The 17403-nt window shown below is 70.5% G+C and carries 19 protein-coding genes; 8 read left to right on the forward strand and 11 right to left on the reverse strand.

Going from position 1 to position 17403, the window contains the following annotated elements:
• Window positions 1-25 precede the first annotated feature (25 nt).
• From VGT80_RS14840 to timA, 3 genes are read right to left on the reverse strand one after another with little or no spacing between them, the layout of a single operon-like run.
• Window positions 26-586: a Smr/MutS family protein gene (locus VGT80_RS14840; protein WP_327457113.1), complete on the reverse strand. Its 561-nt coding sequence runs from the start codon at window positions 584-586 to the stop codon at window positions 26-28.
• Entirely contained in the window at window positions 583-1581 is a 999-nt protein-coding gene (locus VGT80_RS14845; RefSeq protein ID WP_327457114.1) for an MltA domain-containing protein, read from the reverse strand. The genes VGT80_RS14840 and VGT80_RS14845 overlap by 4 nt, the downstream gene beginning before the upstream one ends.
• A gap of 8 nt (window positions 1582-1589) precedes the next feature.
• Complete coding sequence (gene timA, locus VGT80_RS14850; RefSeq protein ID WP_327457116.1) at window positions 1590-2207, reverse strand: TIM44-related membrane protein TimA; 618 nt, start codon at window positions 2205-2207, stop codon at window positions 1590-1592.
• Between the two features lie 159 nt (window positions 2208-2366).
• On the opposite strand from timA, the gene secB reads away from it, so the two are divergent.
• Entirely contained in the window at window positions 2367-2864 is a 498-nt protein-coding gene (gene secB / locus VGT80_RS14855; protein WP_327457118.1) for a protein-export chaperone SecB, read from the forward strand.
• Here secB and VGT80_RS14860 read toward each other — a convergent pair.
• The 6 genes from VGT80_RS14860 to VGT80_RS14885 form a co-directional block, all read right to left on the reverse strand.
• Window positions 2861-3418, reverse strand: a complete 558-nt coding sequence (locus tag VGT80_RS14860) for a pyridoxamine 5'-phosphate oxidase family protein (protein WP_327457120.1) — start codon at window positions 3416-3418, stop codon at window positions 2861-2863. The genes secB and VGT80_RS14860 overlap by 4 nt on opposite strands.
• 2 nt (window positions 3419-3420) lie before the next feature.
• Window positions 3421-4125, reverse strand: a complete 705-nt coding sequence (dnaQ, locus tag VGT80_RS14865) for a DNA polymerase III subunit epsilon (RefSeq protein WP_327457122.1) — start codon at window positions 4123-4125, stop codon at window positions 3421-3423.
• A 94-nt stretch (window positions 4126-4219) separates the two neighbouring features.
• The gene (coaE, locus tag VGT80_RS14870) at window positions 4220-4840 is read right to left on the reverse strand and encodes a dephospho-CoA kinase (RefSeq protein WP_327457124.1); all 621 of its coding nucleotides are present in this window, start codon (window positions 4838-4840) and stop codon (window positions 4220-4222) included.
• The gene (gene aroE / locus VGT80_RS14875; protein WP_327457126.1) at window positions 4837-5697 is read right to left on the reverse strand and encodes a shikimate dehydrogenase; all 861 of its coding nucleotides are present in this window, start codon (window positions 5695-5697) and stop codon (window positions 4837-4839) included. The genes coaE and aroE overlap by 4 nt, the downstream gene beginning before the upstream one ends.
• Window positions 5694-6290 (reverse strand): Maf family protein, encoded by a 597-nt coding sequence (locus tag VGT80_RS14880; protein ID WP_327457128.1) that lies wholly within the window; start codon window positions 6288-6290, stop codon window positions 5694-5696. Before VGT80_RS14880 ends, aroE begins: the two co-directional genes overlap by 4 nt.
• Window positions 6287-7147, reverse strand: a complete 861-nt coding sequence (locus tag VGT80_RS14885) for a pyruvate, water dikinase regulatory protein (RefSeq protein ID WP_327457130.1) — start codon at window positions 7145-7147, stop codon at window positions 6287-6289. Before VGT80_RS14885 ends, VGT80_RS14880 begins: the two co-directional genes overlap by 4 nt.
• Before the next feature lie 507 nt (window positions 7148-7654).
• Here VGT80_RS14885 and hemE point away from each other — a divergent pair.
• The 4 genes from hemE to rho all read left to right on the forward strand — a co-directional run bounded on the left by hemE (window position 7655) and on the right by rho (window position 11888).
• Window positions 7655-8704, forward strand: a complete 1050-nt coding sequence (gene hemE / locus VGT80_RS14890; protein WP_327457132.1) for a uroporphyrinogen decarboxylase — start codon at window positions 7655-7657, stop codon at window positions 8702-8704.
• Window positions 8701-9735: a ferrochelatase gene (gene hemH / locus VGT80_RS14895; protein ID WP_327457134.1), complete on the forward strand. Its 1035-nt coding sequence runs from the start codon at window positions 8701-8703 to the stop codon at window positions 9733-9735. Before hemE ends, hemH begins: the two co-directional genes overlap by 4 nt.
• The gene (locus VGT80_RS14900) at window positions 9732-10187 is read left to right on the forward strand and encodes a CopD family protein (protein ID WP_327457136.1); all 456 of its coding nucleotides are present in this window, start codon (window positions 9732-9734) and stop codon (window positions 10185-10187) included. Before hemH ends, VGT80_RS14900 begins: the two co-directional genes overlap by 4 nt.
• Window positions 10188-10445: 258 nt before the next feature.
• Window positions 10446-11888, forward strand: coding sequence for a transcription termination factor Rho (gene rho / locus VGT80_RS14905; RefSeq protein ID WP_327457138.1), 1443 nt, complete (start codon window positions 10446-10448; stop codon window positions 11886-11888).
• 242 nt (window positions 11889-12130) lie between these two features.
• Here the strand turns inward: rho and VGT80_RS14910 are convergent, their stop codons facing one another.
• Together VGT80_RS14910 and VGT80_RS14915 are read right to left on the reverse strand one after the other, a co-directional pair.
• The gene (locus VGT80_RS14910) at window positions 12131-13099 is read right to left on the reverse strand and encodes a quinone oxidoreductase (RefSeq protein WP_327457140.1); all 969 of its coding nucleotides are present in this window, start codon (window positions 13097-13099) and stop codon (window positions 12131-12133) included.
• 3 nt (window positions 13100-13102) lie between these two features.
• The gene (locus VGT80_RS14915; protein WP_327457142.1) at window positions 13103-13798 is read right to left on the reverse strand and encodes a dienelactone hydrolase family protein; all 696 of its coding nucleotides are present in this window, start codon (window positions 13796-13798) and stop codon (window positions 13103-13105) included.
• A 92-nt stretch (window positions 13799-13890) separates the two neighbouring features.
• Between VGT80_RS14915 and VGT80_RS14920 the strand changes: the two genes are divergently transcribed.
• Genes VGT80_RS14920 through mnmG form a run of 3 tightly spaced genes read left to right on the forward strand, consistent with a single transcriptional unit; the run spans window position 13891 to window position 17400 of the window.
• Entirely contained in the window at window positions 13891-14130 is a 240-nt protein-coding gene (locus VGT80_RS14920) for a DUF6489 family protein (protein WP_327457144.1), read from the forward strand.
• A gap of 23 nt (window positions 14131-14153) precedes the next feature.
• Entirely contained in the window at window positions 14154-15491 is a 1338-nt protein-coding gene (mnmE, locus tag VGT80_RS14925) for a tRNA uridine-5-carboxymethylaminomethyl(34) synthesis GTPase MnmE (protein WP_327457146.1), read from the forward strand.
• A 46-nt stretch (window positions 15492-15537) separates the two neighbouring features.
• A complete protein-coding gene (gene mnmG / locus VGT80_RS14930; RefSeq protein ID WP_327457148.1) occupies window positions 15538-17400 on the forward strand; it encodes a tRNA uridine-5-carboxymethylaminomethyl(34) synthesis enzyme MnmG in 1863 nt (620 codons plus the stop codon).
• The last annotated feature ends 3 nt before the right edge of the window (window positions 17401-17403 follow it).

Below are 17403 nucleotides of genomic sequence, written 5' to 3' on the forward strand. Positions count from 1 at the left end.
CGAGCGGAGGATGACGATTGTGGGATCAGCTCCGCGGCTTGCGCTTCAGGGCCACGTAGAGCGCGCCTTCGCCGCCATGGCGGCGATGCGCCTCCGAGATCCCCGCCACGATCGGCGAGAGATGCGGCGCGGCCAGCCATTCCGGCGCGCGGCGCTTCAGCACGCCGTCGCCCTGCACGCCCTTGCCGGTGATCACCAGCACCGCGCGATAGCCCTGGTCCCAGGCGCGCCGCAGGAAGCCGTCCAGCACGGCGCGCGCCCGGTCCTGGTCGAGCCCGTGCAGGTCGAGCCGGCCGCCGATCTCCTCGCGTTCCTTGGCGATGCGATGCTTGCGGCGCGGCTCGATGATGCGCGAACCCTCTCCCCCCTGCTGGGAGAGGGCAGGGTGTGGGGGTGGCTTCGCCGGGTTGGGCAGGGTCGCGCCGCGCAGGGATGCCGGCGGCAGATGCTGAGCTGGCGCCCCCACCACCCCCGGCCCTTCCCCGCGAGGGGGAGGGGAGGGCGTCGCCTTCCCCGGCAGCGGATGGACGGTCGCCGCCACCAGGTGCCAGACGCGCAGCTCCTCGGGTTTCAGGGGCCGCTTCATCTGGGCGTCAGCCGGTAGAGCCTCAGGCGATGGTGCACCCGGCCCGCCTCGTCGCCGGCAGCCTCGCCTTCGCCAAGGTAGAGATCGGCGCGCACCGGCCCCCGGATCGCCGCGCCGGTGTCCAGGCTGAGCGCCAGGCGGCGATAGGTCGGCTTGGCGCCCGGCAGCACCGGCCTGTCGGCGTCGATCCAGAGCAGCTCGCCCATGGCGTGGAAGGCGGTGTCGATGGCGATGGCGCGGCCGGCCGGTAGCGGGACGTGGGCCGAGCCCGACGGCGGACGGCCGTCGTCCGGCGCCAGCTTGAAGAAGGCGTAGCGTGGATTGAGCTGCATCACCGCCTGGGCCTGCGGGCCACGGTGGGTCGCCAGCCAGGCGCGGATCGAGTCGGCCGACACCTCGCCCGGCAACAGGCCCTGGCTACGCATTGGGCCGCCGATCGCCAGATAGGGCCGCCCGTTGGTCGCGGCGTAGAGCGCCTTCAGCCGCCGCCCGTCCGGGAATCGCAGCGTCCCCGAGCCCTGCACCTGCAGCAGAAACAACTCCTCGGGCTTCATCCAGGCGAGCGCGTCCGTGGCGGGCCGCGCCTCGATGGCCGTGCGATCGGCATAGGGGCCGGCGTCGGCCAGGTCCGCCGGCTTGGGCCGCACAGGCGCGGTGAACTCGCCCTGCGGCGCGCGGCGCGCCTCGTACTCCGGGGCGAAATAGGCGGTTAGCGTGCCCGACCCCGCCGCGGCGTCCAGGCGGAAATTGTCCTCGAAGAAGCGCCGGGCCTCGGCCTCCGCCAGCGGACCGGCGGCCTTCGCAAGCCCGCAGACCCGCGCCATCTGCGGCTCGGCGGCGACGCCGCAGCTTCCGCGGAACGCCGCCAGGGCGGCGGCGTGGTTCTCCTGCGCCCAGCCGGGCAGGTCGGAAAAGGCGGTTGCGGGAGCGGCCGTCGCCGGGGCGGCCGAGATCAACGCGGCGAACGCCGCCAGCGTCACGGCTCGCAGTGTCACGACGGTCCCTAAGCCTCCGCGGCGTCCACGTGGATCAGGGTCCAGTTGGGGTCGCGGCTCTTAAGATTGCGTTCGAAGGTCCACAGCTCGGCCGTGCGGCGATCGTCCACCGCCTCGCCCTCCGGGCCCTTGGAGCGGGCGCGGAACTCGGCCAGAAAGCGGACGGTCATCCGCGCCAGCTCGCCCGCGGCCAGCTCGGCCTTCTCCAGGTCGGCGCGCGGGCTGTGCAGGAATTCCACCGTCTCCGAGCGGCCCTCGCTCTCGCGCTGGGCGATCGCGGCGTCGAAGCTCGACATCACCGGGGGAGCCAGGAGGTTTTTCAGGGTGGCCCGGTCGCCCTCGGAAAACGCCTTGACGATCATCTGGTAGGCCGACTTGGAGCCGTTCAGGAACTGGCCCACGTCGAAGGCTGGATCACGGGCCTTCACCGCGGCGAGGCCCGACAGCGCCACGCCATCGTCGATCGGCTCCGGCGGGCGCTCCGGCGCACGCACGCCCGGGCGCGCGGCTTCGGTGGCCGGCGTGTCCTCGGGCTGGCGGCCCACCCGGCGGCCCAGCACGGAATAGAGCTGGTACAGCACGATGGCGGCCAGGCCTGCGAAGATGATCAGTTCGAGGACTTGCAACGCGGGATTCCGGCGGTTCGATCTGGAAGTTGGAGCCTATATAGGCCCTGGGAACGCCCCCGTCAGGGGCGACGTTGCATCGGCCAAGGCCGCGTGATAGCCCGGCCGCCCAATAAGGCGCGTTTCTCGCGTGTCTCACCACGGATTTGAAGCCGAACTATGACCGATACCGACGCGGGCCAAGGCGCGCAGCAGAACGGCCAGGGCGCGATCGAGCCCGGCATCCGCATCCTCGCGCAATTCATCCGCGACCTCTCGTTCGAGAACCCGCGCGCGCCGGAATCCCTGCGCGCCGCCGGCGCCGCCCAGCCGCAGATCGAGCTCGGCGTCGAGATGAACGCCCGCAGCCGCGACGACGGCCTCTACGAGGTCGACCTCAAGCTGTCCGCCCAGGCGGGCCGCGACGATGGGACCCTGTTCGTGGTGGAGCTGCTCTACGGCGGCCTGTTCCAGATCGGCGGGGTGGGCCAGGACGACATCGAGCCGGTGCTGCTCATCGAGTGCCCGCGCTACCTGTTTCCCTTCGCCCGGCGGATCATCGCTGACCTGAGCTCGGAGGGCGGCTTCCCGCCCTTCCTGCTCGATCCCATCGACTTCGCCGCCGTCTATGCCGCGCGCAAGGCCGATGCGGCGGCCCAGACGGTCGGCAACGCCTAGTCTTCCGCCTCCACCAGCCCGGTCGGCAGGCCGTCGAGGCTGACCAGGTTCTTCTCCGCGCGATAGGCGGCGAGGTCGCGGTCCGCGGCCTGGGCCCAGTTGTCCAGCGACGGGCGCTCGCCCGCATAGAGGTAGGTCGGCACGCCGTAGCCGCAGGAGGTCTGCAGCATCTCCACGTCCAGCCGCACCATCTGACGCGCGCCGATGGGTTCCTGCCCGCCGAACTGCTCGTCGAGAAGTTGCGCATAATCCCGGCCGCCTCGCGGCAGAACGCACCCGCGCCCGTAAAGCCGCAGGATCAACGGCGGCCCCTCGAAAGCGCAGAACATGAAGGTCAGCCGGCCGTCGGCCTTGAGGTGGGCGGCGGTCTCGTTGCCGCTGCCGGTGCGGTCCAGATAGACCACCGCCGTCTCGTCCAGGACCCGCAGGGCGTCGAGCCCCTTCGGCGACAGGTTGATCTTGGCGTCCTTGGCCGCGGAGGCGACGAAGAAGACGTGCTGCCTCTCGATGAACCGCCTGTGGTCGGGCCCGATCCGGTCGAACCGCGCGGCCACGGCTAGAGCCCGAACCTCGCCCAGAGCTCGTCGGTCTTGAGCTCGTCGCGGATGAAGCTGGCGTGGGCCTCGCGTTCCGCCGGCGTGGACAGCGGCCCCACGGGCCGGGGCCGCGCGCCGTAGGCGTTCTGGGTGGCCACATGGACCATGGTCACCGCCGCCGCCGAGGTCAGCTCGAGCCGCCGCTCGCGGCCGCCCTTCAGTTCAAGATAGACCGCGGCCAGCAGCTTGGCGTCGATCAGGGCGCCGTGTTTCTCCCGCTCGGAGAGCGAGATCTTGAAGCGCTTGCACAGGGCGTCGAGGGAATTGTGCATCCCCGGGAAGCGCCGCTTGGCCAGCGCCAGGGTGTCGACCCAGCGGGTCTCGTGCAGCTCGTCGCGGCTGCAGGTGCGCAGCTCGTGGTTCACGAAGGCGCGGTCGAAGCCCGCGTTGTGCGCCACCAGCGGGGCGTCGCCGACGAACTCCAGGAAGCCCTCGACCACCTCCGGATGCTCGAACCGGGGCTTGCCCTTCAGGAAGGCCGCCGACAGTCCGTGCACCCGCTCGGCCTCGACCGGCATGTCGCGGCAGGGGTCGATATAGACGTGGAAGCTGCGGCCGGTGGGGACGAAGTCTTCGATCTCCAGGCAGGCGATCTCCACCAGGCGGTGACCCATGGTCGGCTCGAAGCCGGTGGTTTCGGTGTCCAGGACGATCTCGCGGGCCATGGTCTTTTCTGGCCCGGTTCGGCGCGGCGCTCAACCTCCCTCAAAGTCGCGCCCCGTGCGGCGCGACTTTGAAAAATGGAAAGTTTCGGGCGCGTCACGCGCCCGGAGCGGCGGCCGGTCGTCGCGCCGGATCGCGCATGGCCGCGACGATCTCGGCGACCTGGGCCCGGGCCGGCTCCAGGCCCCGGCTGGTGTCGACGACGAAGTGCGCGCGGGCCCGCTTCTCGGCGTCGGCGACCTGCTGGGCGAGGATGGCGTCGAGCCGTTCAGGGGTCATGCCGGGCCGCGCGAGCACCCGTTCGCGCTGCATCTCCTGCGGCGCCGTGACCACCACCACGGCGTCCATGTTGGCGTGGCCGCCGGTTTCGAACAGCAGCGGGATGTCGAGCACCACCATGTCGGCGCCGGCCTCCTCCGCCGCCTTGAAGAAATGCCCCCGATCGCGGCCGACCAGCGGATGGACGATGGCGTTCAGCCGTTTCAGCTCGTCCGGCTGGCCCAGCACGCGCTGGCGCAGCGCCTCGCGGTCGATGGCGCCGTCCCGGACCACGCCGGGAAAGGCCTCGCCCACCGGTCCGACCGCCGCCCCACCCACGGAATAGAGGTCGGCGACGGCCGCATCGGCGTCATAGACCGGCACGCCCGCTTCGCGGAACATGGCTGCCGTCGTCGACTTGCCCATGCCGATGGAGCCGGTGAGGCCGATCAGGATCATGCCGCCGCCCCGACCGCCGCCAGCGCCAGCGCCCGGACGTCGATGCCCTCCGGCGGCGGCCGGCCGAAGAAGGCCTCGAACGAGGGCTCCGCCTGGCCGACCAGCATGCCGAGCCCGTCCACCGTGCGGCGACCGAGCGCCTGGGCTTCCTGCAGGAACGGGGTGATGAGCGGCGTGTAGACCATGTCCATGATCACCGCGGTCTCGGGCGTCGCGTCGAGCGGGATCTCCACGCGGCCGCCGTTGATCAGGCCGGCGGAGGTGGCGTTGACCACCGCGGTGGCCCCGGCCAGCGCGCCGCGGGCCTCGTCCAGATGAAAGGATCGGCCGCATTCGCCCAGCGCGCCGGCTACGAACTCCGCCTTGGCGATGGTGCGGTTGACGATCCGCACCTCCGGCGCGCCGGCGGCCTGGAAGGCCGCCGCGGCCCCGCGGGCCGCCCCGCCCGCGCCGATGATCACCACCGGCCCGGCCTTGGGATCGAAGCCCGGCGCCTGCAGGGCGAAGGCGGCCAGCAGGCCGATGCCATCGGTGTTGTCGGCGATGATCGAACCATCGGCCTCGAACAGCAGCAGATTCGCCGCGTCCGCCCGCTTGGCCCTGGGCGTCGCCCGGTCGCTGATCGACAGCGCCGCCTCCTTGAAGGGCAGGGTGACGTTGATGCCCCTCACGGCCCCGCCGCGCAGCCCATGGGCGAAATCGCGGAAGTTGTCGGCTGGCGGGGCGAAGGCCACGTAGACACCGTCGATCCCGGCCGTTTCCAGCCAGGCGTTGTGCAGCAGCGGGCTCAGCGACTGCCAGACCGGCTGGCCGGCGACGCCGGCGACGATGGTCTTGCCGCTGATCTGTCGGCTCATGTGGCGAGCGCTCCGTGCTGACGCAGAAACTCCAGCAGGCCCAGCAAGGGCAGGCCGAGGATAGCGAAATAGTCCCCCTCGATGGCCGAGAACAGCTGTGCGCCGGGGCCTTCCAGCCGATAGCAGCCCACCGAGCCCAGGGCGGCCTCGCCCTCGGTCGCCAGATAGGCCTCCAGGAAGCCGTCGGAGAAGTCGCGCATGGTGAGCGTGGCGCTAGCGAGGTTGCGCCAGACCGCCGCGCCGCCCTGCGCCACGACCACCGCCGAATGCAGCCGGTGCGGCCTGCCGCGCAACAGCTTCAGCCGCGCGCGCGCCGCCTCGAGGGTCTCGACCTTGTCGTAAAGCGCGCCCTCGAACTCCAGCGTCTGGTCGGCGCCGATCACCAGGCCGTTGTGCGCGGCCGACGCCTTTACCGCCTTGGCCTCGGCCAGAGCCTCGGCGATCTTGCGCGGCGACGCGCCCTGAGATTTCAGCGCGGTCTTGGCCGCCTCCTCGTCGAGCCCGGAGTCCACCGCCTGGAACTCGAGGCCGGCGCCGGCCAGCACCGCGCGCCGCGCGCGGCTGGTCGAGGCCAGCACCACCGGCTGGCTCACCCGAGCACCTCCACCTGGCCGTGGCCGCCGTGCAACAGGTTGAGGATCGCTGCGGCGGTTTCCTCCACCGAGCGGCGGGTCACGTCGATCACCGGCCAGCCGTGGCGCTCGTAGAGCCGGCGGGCCTGGACGATCTCGTCGCGCACCGCATCGACGTCGATGTAGCTCGACTCCCGCTCCTCCTTCAGGCTGAGGAGCCGGTTGCGGCGGATCTGGATCAGCCGGTCGGGCGAGACGGTCAGGCCGACGACCAGGGCGCTGTTCAGCTGGAACAGCCGCTCCGGGGGGCTGCGGCCCGGCACCAGCGGCACGTTGGCGGCCCGCACGCCGCGGTGCGCCAGGTAGATGCAGGTGGGCGTCTTCGAGGTCCGCGACACCCCCACAAGCACCACATCGGCGCGGTCGAGATCCTGGCCGCCCTGGCCGTCGTCGTGGCCGATGGCGTAGTTCAGGGCGTCCATGCGGTTGAAATAGTCGTTGTCGAGCCGCAGGTGGGCGCCCACCCGCGTGGTCGTCGAGGCGCCGAGGTAATGCGACAGTGCGCCGACCAGCGGATCGAGCGCGGGGATGCACGGCATGTCCATCCGCCGGCAGCCTTCCTCCAGCGCATGGCGCAGCTTGTCGTCGACGATCGTGTGGATGACGACGCCGGGCGCCTCCTCGATGTCGCCCAGCGCCCGGTCGAGCTGCCGCTGCGAGCGCACCAGGGCGTAGATGTGCTCGATGGGCAGGACGTTGTCGAAGCGCGCGCAGACCGCGCGGGCCATAGCGTTCAAGGTCTCACCGGTGGAATCCGACACCAGATGGACGTGGAAGTAGGTCGCGAGCCGGGGGCTGGAGGCGGAGGGGTTGGCCAAGGCGGTGTCCGAAAAACCTGGGGACAAGTTCTGTGGACCACTCTTAGCGAAGCTGGGCGGGAATGGGGATAGATCGTGCGGTCCGGCGGCCCGGGCGCCTGCGCAAATTAAGACAGGGATAAGACCGGCCGTTTACAGTTCATTAACCCCCAGGCCCGCGGTCGCCGGGTCGTGCAACGCGCCGATTGTCGACACCCTTGACCCGGCCGCCAACCGCCCCCCGATCCTGCGCCGAGAGGTTAACGAATTCTTAAGCGCCTAAGCCGCCTAAGCGGTCGCTCCCCGCTTTCCACAGGGGCGGGACAACGGTCTCCGGCGGCGTGGGACAAGCTGGGGACAAGGTTCGGAAGGTCGCAGGGACGGGCGAGTTGTCCCCACGCTCGACAGGCCCTACCGCTTACTTCCTCAATCCAGTTCAAGATTCTTCTAAAGGGTAGAAGGGCAGGGAGGTGGACCGTCCGGCGGGACGGGCTTGAGCCCACGGGCTGGCCGGGGTTTAAGCGGCCCATGAGCGATCAGCCCCGCCTGTTGCGCGCCCTTTCCGGCGAGACCCTGGACCGGCCACCGGTGTGGTTCATGCGCCAGGCCGGCCGCTCGCTGCCGGAATACCACCAGCTGCGCGCCAGGGCGGCGGACTTCATCGCCTTCTGCATGAACCCGGAGATGGCCGCCGAGGCCACCCTGCAGCCGATGCGCCGCTTCCCGCTGGATGCCGCCATCGTCTTCGCCGACATCCTGCTGATCCCCCAGGCGCTTGGCCAGGAGGTGTGGTTCGAGGCGGGGGAGGGGCCAAGGCTCGGTCCGCTGCCGGAGATCGCCGCGCTCGCCGACCAGGTGGAGGCCTCGACCGGTCGCCTGGCCAACATCGGCGAGACCCTGTCGCGGGTGCGGGCCGAACTCGAGCCGGAGCGCGCCCTGATCGGCTTCGCCGGCGGGCCCTGGACGGTGGCCACCTACATGATCGAAGGCCGCACCTCCGACCGCTCGGCGGCCAGGACCTTCGCCTACCAGGACCCCGAGAAGCTCGACGCCCTCCTGGAAGTGCTGGTGGACGCCACCGCCCGCTACCTGGTCATGCAGGCCCGCGCCGGGGCCCAGGCGCTGCAGATCTTCGAGAGCTGGGCCGAGCAGCTGGCCGAGGACGTCTTCGAGCGGATCGTCGTGGGGCCGCACACCGCCATCGTCGAGAAGGTGCGCGCCGCCGGCGTCACCGCGCCCTTCATCGGCTTCCCGCGCGGGGCGGGGGCCCTGGTGGAGGTCTATGCGGAGGCGGTTCCGGTGGAGGGCGTGGGGCTGGACACCCAGGCGTCCGCCGCGCTCGGCCGACGGCTGCAGGCCCAGGGCAAGACCATCCAGGGGGCGCTCGACAACCTGTTGCTGCGCGCCGGGGGGCCGGCGCTCGACGCCCGCGTCGATCAACTGCTCGGGCAGTGGGGCGATGGCCCCTACATCTTCAACCTCGGCCACGGCATCATGCCCGACACCCCGATCGAGCATATCGCCCGCGTCGTCGGGCGGGTGACCGGGACGCCGGTGAAGGTCCTGGCCCGCGCGTGAAGCTCGCCGTCGTCCTCTTCAACCTGGGCGGGCCAGATGGGCCAGACGCCGTCCGGCCATTCCTGTTCAACCTGTTCCGCGACGCTGCGATCCTCCAGGTCCCGGCGGTCGTCCGCTATCCGCTGGCGGCGCTGATCTCCCAGTCCCGCGAGAAGATCGCGAAGGCCAACTACGACATCATGGGCGGCGCCTCGCCGCTGTTGCCGGAGACCCAAGCGCAGGCCAGGGCGCTGGCCGCGGAGCTTGCCAATCAGGCGCCGGGCATCGAGGCCCGGGTGTTCATCGCCATGCGCTACTGGAAACCGTTCGCGAGGGAGACGGCGCGCGAGGTGGCGGCGTTCGGGCCGGACGAGATCGTCCTGCTGCCGCTCTATCCGCAGTACTCGACCACCACCACCGCCTCCTCTTTGCAGGCCTGGACGCGGGCCTACCGCGGACCGGGGCGCAGCCGAGCGGTGTGTTGCTATCCGACCGCCGCCGGGCTCGTGGAGGCCCACGCCCAGGCGATCCGCGGCGCCTGGCAGACGGCCGGAAAGCCCAGCAACATCAGGCTGCTGTTCTCGGCCCACGGCCTGCCGCAGAAGATCGTCGACGGCGGCGACCCGTACCGCGCCCAGATCCAGGCGACGGCGGCGGCCATCGCCGCGCAGCTCCCGGAGCTCGCCGACTGGCAGGTCTGTTTCCAGAGCCGGGTGGGGCCGCTGAAGTGGCTGGAGCCCTCCACCGACCACGAGATCCGACGCGCTGGGGCGGAGGGCAAGGGCGTGCTGGTCGCCCCGATCGCCTTCGTCTCCGAGCATGTGGAGACCCTCGTCGAGCTCGACCATGACTATGCGCGCCTGGCGCGGGAGGTCGGCTGCGCGCCCTACCTGCGGGCTGCGACGCCCGGCGTGGCGCCGGCCTTCATCGCCGACCTGGCCAAGGCGGCGCTGGATCGCCTGGAGACCGAGGGCGCGGCGCGGCCCTACGGCCCTTGGCTCTGTCCGGCCGGGCTTTCACAATGCGCCTGTCGACGGGGGAGCGCGGCATGACCTGGTACAATCTGCTGAGGGGCCTGCACATCATCGCGGTCATCGCCTGGATGGCCGGCATGCTCTACCTGCCGAGGCTGTTCGCCTACCATACCGAGACAGCCCCGCCCGGGACCGAGTTCGACGCGCACTTCAAGGTCTGGGAAGCCAAGCTGCTGCGGATCATCATCAACCCGGCGATGACCGTGGCCTTTATTCTCGGCCTGTCGCTCATATATCTGGACGGCAGCCGGCGCCTCGGCTGGGGCTTCCTGGAAACGCCCTGGATGCTGACCAAGCTCGCCGGCGTGGTGTTCCTGCTGAGCTGGCATGGCTATCTGGCCCGGGCGCGCAAGCAGATCGCGGCCGGCCTGCGGCCCCGGTCGGCGAAGTTCTGGCGGATGACCAACGAGCTGCCGTTCCTCGCCGCCATCGTCATGGTCCTGGCGGTCACCACCAAGTTGGGAAGCTGAGAGCGCCCTCGAAGGCGGGGATCTGCGGCGCCGCGGTGCTTGACCGCACCCGGCGACTGTGGTTCCGATCGACCCACGTGTTGCGGACGCCGCAGCACGCCCCGCATTTTCCGGCTCCCCGCGCGAAGCGCGCGAGATCCAGCCGGTCCCCACGAGACGACAAAGACCACACCGGCGCGCGACCCGCGCCTTCAACGATCAAAGAAGCCCGCGCCCGGGGTCCAAGACCGCGCGCGGCTGGAATCCCCGAGTACATCCATGCAAGACGACAATCCCACGATCCCCCCCGGCGAGACCGCCGAGCCCGAGGCGCCCGAGACCCCCGAGGTTCAGGTGGCAGAGGCCCAGGCCCCCGACACCCAATCCCTCGTCGATGACGGCGACGGCGGTCCCGAGGAGCCCACCGAAGCTTCCCGCGCCATCCAGGCCCTTGGCCTGACGCGGATGAGCCTGCAGGAGCTGAAGGACAAATCACCCGCGGACTTGCTCAGCTTCGCCGAGCAACTGGAGATCGAGAACGCGAACTCCATGCGCAAGCAGGACATGATGTTCGCGATCCTCAAGACCCTCGCCGAAGAAGGCGTGGAGATCTTCGGCTCCGGCACCCTGGAGGTCGTGCAGGACGGCTTCGGCTTCCTGCGGTCGCCTGAGGCCAACTACCTGCCCGGCCCCGACGACATCTACGTCAGTCCCTCGCAGATCCGGAAGTTCGGCCTGCGCACCGGCGACACGGTCGAGGGCGGCATCCGCGCGCCCCGCGAAGGCGAGCGCTACTTCGCCCTGGTCAATGTCAGCCAGATCAATTTCGAGGCGCCGGAGAACGTCCGTCACAAGGTGCTGTTCGACAACCTGACGCCGCTCTATCCGGACGAGCGCCTGAAGATGGAGATCGACGATCCCACCCTGAAGGACCGCTCGGGCCGGGTGATCGACATCGTCGCCCCGCTCGGCAAGGGCCAGCGCTGCCTGATCGTCGCCCCGCCCAGGGTCGGCAAGACGATCATGATGCAGAACATCGCCAAGGCGATCGCGGCCAACCACCCGGAGTGCTACCTGATCGTCCTGCTGGTCGACGAGCGCCCGGAAGAAGTCACCGACATGCAGCGCACGGTGAAGGGCGAGGTGATCTCCTCGACCTTCGACGAGCCGGCGGCCCGTCACGTGCAGGTCGCTGAAATGGTCATCGAAAAGGCCAAGCGCCTGGTCGAGCACAAGCGCGACGTGGTGATCCTGCTGGACAACATCACCCGCCTCGGCCGGGCCTACAACACCGTGGTGCCGTCGTCGGGCAAGGTGCTGACCGGCGGCGTCGACGCCAACGCCCTGCAGCGGCCCAAGCGCTTCTTCGGCGCGGCGCGGAACATCGAGGAGGGCGGTTCCCTGACCATCATCTCCACCTCGCTGATCGACACCGGCAGCCGGATGGACGAGGTGATCTTCGAAGAGTTCAAGGGCACCGGTAACTCGGAAATCGTCCTCGACCGCAAGGTCGCCGACAAGCGCATCTATCCGGCCATCGACATCCTCAAGTCCGGCACCCGCAAGGACGAGCTGATCACGCCCAAGGACCAGCTCGCCAAGACCCACGTGCTGCGCCGCATCCTGGCCCCCATGGGCGCCCAGGACGCCATCGAGTTCCTGCTCGACAAGCTGCGGCAGTCGAAGAACAACGACGAGTTCTTCCAGTCGATGAACACCTAACGCGCCACCGTTCAGAAGCTGAATGAATTCAGGGGCTTCGGGAAACCGGAGCCCCTTTGCCTTGCAAAATTGGCCCTGTGGCGAATTTCGCCGCGCATGACGCATGGAGACGCGGCTCCCAGCGTCTCAGGCGAGGATCCGACAGGCCATCCTCAGCGCCACCCGGTAGCGCCCGCCGGCCTTACCCGGTGCTGCTGTTTCACGTGAAACAGAACTCCCCGCGTCGGCGCGGAAGTAGCCGGTTACGGAATCAGCAAGCTGGCCCCGATCGTCGAGCGGCTCTCCAGGGCCTCGTGCGCGGCCCGCGCCTCGGCCAGCGGGAAGGTCTGGCCAATGTCGATCTTGATCTTGCCCGAGCCGATCATCTCGAAGACCGCGCCGGCGCTGGCGTCCAGCTCGTCGCTCGTCACGATGTAGTCGAAGAGGGTCGGGCGCGTCAGGTAGAGCGAGCCGCCCTGCGCGAGGCGTCCGGGCGGCACCGGGTCCGGCGGCCCGGAGGCATTGCCGAAGCTGACGAACAGGCCGCGGCGCGCCAGGCTCTTCAGCGTCGCCTCGAAGGTATCCTTGCCCACCGAGTCATAGGCGACCGGCACGCCGCGGCCGCCGGTGATCCGCTTCACCTCGGCGGCCACGTCCTCCTCGCGGTAGAGGATGACGTGGTCGGCGCCCAGCTCGCGGGCGCGCGCCGCCTTGGCCTCGGAGCCCACAGTGGCGATCACCGTCGCGCCGATCGCCTTCAGCCATTGGGTCATGATCTGGCCCACCCCGCCGACGGCGGCGTGGACCAGCACCGTCTCGCCGGCCTGTACCGGATAGGTGCGCCGGATCAGCGCCTCGACGGTCATGCCCTTGAGCAGGCTGGCCGCGGCGGTGCGGCTCTCGACGCCAGCGGGGATCTTCACCGCCCGGTCGGCGGCGACAACGTTCTTCTCGGCATAGGCGCCGAAGCCGCCGCAATAGGCGACGCGGTCGCCGACCTTCAGCCGGGTGACGCCCTCGCCCACCGCGTCCACCATGCCCGCCGCCTCGCCGCCCGGCGTGCAGGGCAGTTTGACCGGGTAGAGCCCGGTGCGGTGGTAGGTGTCGATGAAATTGATCCCGATCGCCTCGTGGCGCACCCGCACCTGACCGGGCCTGGGCTCGGGTTCGGCGATGTCGACCAGCTTCAGGACCTCGGGGCCGCCGGTGGCTTCGAACTGGATGGCGCGCATGGCTCAGCCGATGTGTTTCTTGAAGAACTGCAGGGTGCGGCCGCCGGCCAGCTTGGCGTCGGCCTCGTCATAGTGCGCCCCGCCCATCCGGGCGAAGGCGTGGTCGCGGCCCGGATAGGTATGGATCTCGACGCAGGGGTGATCCTTCAGCGCCTGCAGGATGACGGCCTGCGCTTCCTTGGGCGTGAACTGATCCTCCTCGGCGATGTGCAGCATCAGCGGTTTCACCAGCTTCTCCGCCTCGGCCACGCGGCTCTCGATGCCGACGCCGTAGTAGCCGACCGAGGCGTCCGCGTCGGTGCGCGTGGCGGTCAGGAAGGCCAGCAGGCCGCCGAGGCAGAAGCCCACCGCGCCCACCTTGCCGCTGCAGCCCGGGTCCTTGCGGACGGCCGCGATGGTCGCGGCGATGTCCCTGACGCCGGCGTCGACGTCGAAGGCGTTGAACAGCTCGAAGGCCCGCTTCCACTCGGCCTCGGACTGGTCGGTGATGTCGATGCCGGGCTCGATCCGCCAGAACAGGTCCGGACAGATGGCGAGGTAGCCTTGGGACGCGAGGCCATCGGTGATGTCGCGCATCACCTGGTTCACCCCGAAGATCTCCTGGAGGACCACCACGGCGGGGGCGGAGGCCGCCTTGGGCCGGGCCACATAGACCGAGAACGATCCGTCCTTGACGGTGATGGTGGTGCGCTCGCCCATGGCTCGCCTCCGTGAATGTCGCATGGCTACTAGCGCGATGAGGCCTGGGCGGGCCATATCGAAAAGCTGAAGGCGCAAGGAGTGCGAGAGCCATGAAGATGACCGTCGAGGTGGATTGCACCCCGGAGGAGGCCCGCCGGTTCATGGGCCTGCCTGACGTCAGCGCGCTCAACGAGGCGCTGGTCGCCGAGATGCAGACGCGGATGGCCGCCAACATGTCGGCGCTGGCGCCTGAGGAGCTGATGAAGAACTGGATGGCGTTCGGGGCCGGCGCCCAGGAGCAGTTCCGCAAGCTGATGGAAACGGGCCTGGCCGCCGCCGCCAAGGGGTGAGCCTTGGCAGCCAGGCGCCAACCATGAGCGACACCATCTTCGCGCCGGCGACGGCCGCCGGCCGCGCGGCGGTGGCGGTGGTGCGCGTCTCCGGACCGAAGACCGCCATGGCGGTAGGGGCCATCGCCGGCGATGTGCCCAAGGTGCGGACGGCGTCGCTGCGGCGGCTGTTCGACGGCGAGGGCCGCGAGATCGATTCCGGCCTGGTGCTGTGGTTCGAGGGGCCGGGCAGCTACACCGGCGAGGACGCCGCTGAGTTCCACGTGCATGGCGGCCCGGCGGTGATCGAGGCCCTGGTCGGCGCCCTGGCGGGACTGGGGCTGCGGCTGGCCGAGCCCGGCGAATTCACCCGCCGCGCCTTCGAGAACGGCAAGCTGGACCTCGCCCAGGCCGAAGCCGTCGCCGACCTGATCGATGCCGAAACCGAGGCGCAGCGGCGCCAGGCCCTGGAACAGCTCGGCGGCCGGCTCTCTGCGGTGCAGGCGACCTGGCGCGAGGCCCTGACCGAGGCGCTGGCGATGTTCGAGGCGGCGGTGGATTTCCCGGACGAAGAGGTGCCCGCCGATGTCGTCGCGCGCGCCGGGCCGCTGCTCGAGTTGCTGGCCGACCAGATCGAGGCGGCCGCGGCCGACGTCTCACGTGGCGAGCGGGTGCGCGAAGGCTATCGCGTCGCCCTGCTGGGCGCGCCCAACGCCGGCAAGTCGACCCTGCTCAATGCGCTGGCCGGCCGCGACGCGGCCATCGTCACCGCCACCCCGGGCACGACGCGCGACGTGATCGAGGTCCCGCTTGTGCTGGCGGGCTACAAGCTGCTGCTGGCCGACACGGCGGGCCTGCGCGACACCGCCAACGAGATCGAGGCCGAGGGCGTGCGCCGGGCCCGCGCCTGGGCCGAGGCCGCCGACCTGCGCCTATGGCTGGTGGACGGCTCGCTGGCCGAGGCGGTCGAGCCGCCCCGCGAGCTGCGGCCCGGCGATATCCTGGTGATCACCAAGCGCGATCTGCCGGAGAACGAGGCCGGCTGGAAGGCGGCGGAGGATGCGCAGGACCGCGCGCTCGCCGTCGCCTCGGTGACCGCCAAGAGCCCCAACGACATGGCCTGGATGGCCGAACTGATCTCCGAGCGGGTCGTCGAGGCCCTGGCCGGCGCCGAGCCCCCCGCCGCCACGCGCCTGCGCCACCGCGAGCTGCTCGCCGAGGCCGCCGACCGCCTGCGCCATGCGCTGGCCGAACCGGATCGACTGGAGCTCGCCGCCGAGGACGTGCGCCTTGCCGCCCGCGCGCTCGACCGCATCACCGGGCGGATCGACCCCGAAGCCGTGCTGGGCCGCATCTTCGCGACCTTCTGCATCGGGAAATAGTGTTTCACGTGAAACACGCTCGCCGATCGACTATATCCCGCCGACCATGACTTGGCCGAACAAACCTTGGGACGTGATCATCATCGGCGGCGGGCACGCCGGGTGCGAGGCGGCGGCCGCGGCGGCGCGGTTCGGTGCGCGCACCCTGTTGCTTACCCACAAGCTCGAGACCATCGGCGAGATGAGCTGCAACCCGGCGATCGGCGGGCTGGGCAAGGGCCACCTGGTCCGCGAGATCGATGCGCTGGACGGCGTCATGGGGCGGCTCGCCGACGTGGCCGGCATCCAGTTCCGCATGCTGAACCGCTCCAAGGGCGCGGCGGTGCGCGGGCCGCGCTCGCAGATCGACCGGCGGCTCTATCGCGAGGCCATGCAGGCCGAACTGGCCGCCACGCCCAACCTCACCGTCAGGGCCGAGGCCGTCGAGGACCTGATCGTCACGGATGGCCGCGTGACCGGCGTGCTGGGCGCGCGCGGCCAGGCCTATGCGGCGGCCCGCGTGGTGCTGACCACCGGCACCTTCCTGAAGGGCGTGATCCATCGAGGCGACGAGCGGATCCCGGCCGGCCGGGTCGGCGACGCGCCGGCGATCGGACTCTCGGACCGGCTCTATGCCTCTGGCCTGGCCATGGGGCGGCTGAAGACCGGCACCCCGGCCCGCCTGGACGGCAGGACCATCGCCTGGGACCGCCTGGAAATGCAGGCGCCCGACGCCGAGCCGATCCCGTTTTCCTTCCTCACCGCGGCGATCACCACCCCGCAGATCCCGTGCGGCATCACCTACACGACCGAGGAAACCCACAGGATCATCGCCGAGCGACTCGGCGAGTCCGCGGTCTATGGCGGCAAGGTATCCAGCCGTGGACCGCGATACTGCCCGTCCATCGAGGACAAGGTGGTCCGCTTCCGCGACAAGACCAGCCACCAGATCTTCCTCGAGCCGGAAGGCCTCGACGACGACACCGTCTATCCGAACGGCGTCTCGACGTCCGTCAGCTCCGAGACCCAGGATGCGTTCCTGAAGACCATTCCCGGACTCGAGCAGGTCGTGGTGCGCCGCTACGGCTACGCCATCGAATACGACTATGTGGACCCGCGCGAGCTGTTCCCGACCCTGGAGGCCAAGCGGCTGCCGGGCCTCTATCTGGCCGGCCAGATCAACGGCACCACGGGCTATGAGGAGGCGGCCGCCCAGGGCCTGGTCGCCGGGCTGAACGCCGCGCGCGCCGCCGCCGGCAGCCCGGCCGCCGAGTTCGCCCGCGACGAGGCCTATATCGGCGTGCTGATCGACGACCTGGTGACCCGCGGGGTGACCGAGCCCTACCGCATGTTCACTTCGCGGGCGGAGTTCCGCCTGACGCTGCGCGCCGACAACGCCGACCAGCGGCTGACGGCCAAGGGCGTCGGGCTCGGTGTTGTGGGTTCGGGCCGCGCGCGGGTGTTCCGCGAGAAGGCCGACGCCCTAGCCCAGGCCCGGACGCAGGCGCAGGCCCTGACGCTCACCCCGGCGGCGGCCGCCAGGGCCGGGCTGCCGGTGAAGGCCGACGGCCAGCGGCGCAATGTGATGCAGCTGCTGGCCTATCCCTCGATCGGCTTCGACGACCTGGCGAGGCTCTGGCCGGCGCTTTCCGCCTGGCCGGCGGCGGTGCGCGAGCAGGTGGAGATCGACGCCTCCTATGCCGGCTACCTGGACCGCCAGGCGGCCGACGCGGCGGCCTTCCGGCGCGACGAGGACCTGCGGCTGCCGGCCGATCTGGACTATGGCGCGGTGGGCGGCCTCTCTCATGAGGTCCGCGAAAAGCTGAGCTCGATCAAGCCCTTGACCCTAGGCCAGGCGGCGCGGATCGAAGGCGTGACGCCCGGCGCGCTCACGGCGCTCTTGGCCCACGTCCGCCGCCGCGCGGCCTGAGGC

This window comes from Phenylobacterium sp. (assembly GCF_035944335.1).
GTDB lineage: Bacteria > Pseudomonadota > Alphaproteobacteria > Caulobacterales > Caulobacteraceae > Phenylobacterium.

Coding starts and splice junctions, on each gene's coding strand:
- VGT80_RS14840 (WP_327457113.1), bottom strand. CDS start 586: ATGAAGCGGCCCCTGAAACCCGAGGAGCTGCGCGTCTGGCACCTGGTG.
- secB (WP_327457118.1), top strand. CDS start 2,367: ATGACCGATACCGACGCGGGCCAAGGCGCGCAGCAGAACGGCCAGGGC.
- dnaQ (WP_327457122.1), bottom strand. CDS start 4,125: ATGGCCCGCGAGATCGTCCTGGACACCGAAACCACCGGCTTCGAGCCG.
- coaE (WP_327457124.1), bottom strand. CDS start 4,840: ATGATCCTGATCGGCCTCACCGGCTCCATCGGCATGGGCAAGTCGACG.
- aroE (WP_327457126.1), bottom strand. CDS start 5,697: ATGAGCCGACAGATCAGCGGCAAGACCATCGTCGCCGGCGTCGCCGGC.
- hemE (WP_327457132.1), top strand. CDS start 7,655: ATGAGCGATCAGCCCCGCCTGTTGCGCGCCCTTTCCGGCGAGACCCTG.
- VGT80_RS14900 (WP_327457136.1), top strand. CDS start 9,732: ATGACCTGGTACAATCTGCTGAGGGGCCTGCACATCATCGCGGTCATC.
- rho (WP_327457138.1), top strand. CDS start 10,446: ATGCAAGACGACAATCCCACGATCCCCCCCGGCGAGACCGCCGAGCCC.
- VGT80_RS14910 (WP_327457140.1), bottom strand. CDS start 13,099: ATGCGCGCCATCCAGTTCGAAGCCACCGGCGGCCCCGAGGTCCTGAAG.
- VGT80_RS14915 (WP_327457142.1), bottom strand. CDS start 13,798: ATGGGCGAGCGCACCACCATCACCGTCAAGGACGGATCGTTCTCGGTC.
- VGT80_RS14920 (WP_327457144.1), top strand. CDS start 13,891: ATGAAGATGACCGTCGAGGTGGATTGCACCCCGGAGGAGGCCCGCCGG.
- mnmE (WP_327457146.1), top strand. CDS start 14,154: ATGAGCGACACCATCTTCGCGCCGGCGACGGCCGCCGGCCGCGCGGCG.
- mnmG (WP_327457148.1), top strand. CDS start 15,538: ATGACTTGGCCGAACAAACCTTGGGACGTGATCATCATCGGCGGCGGG.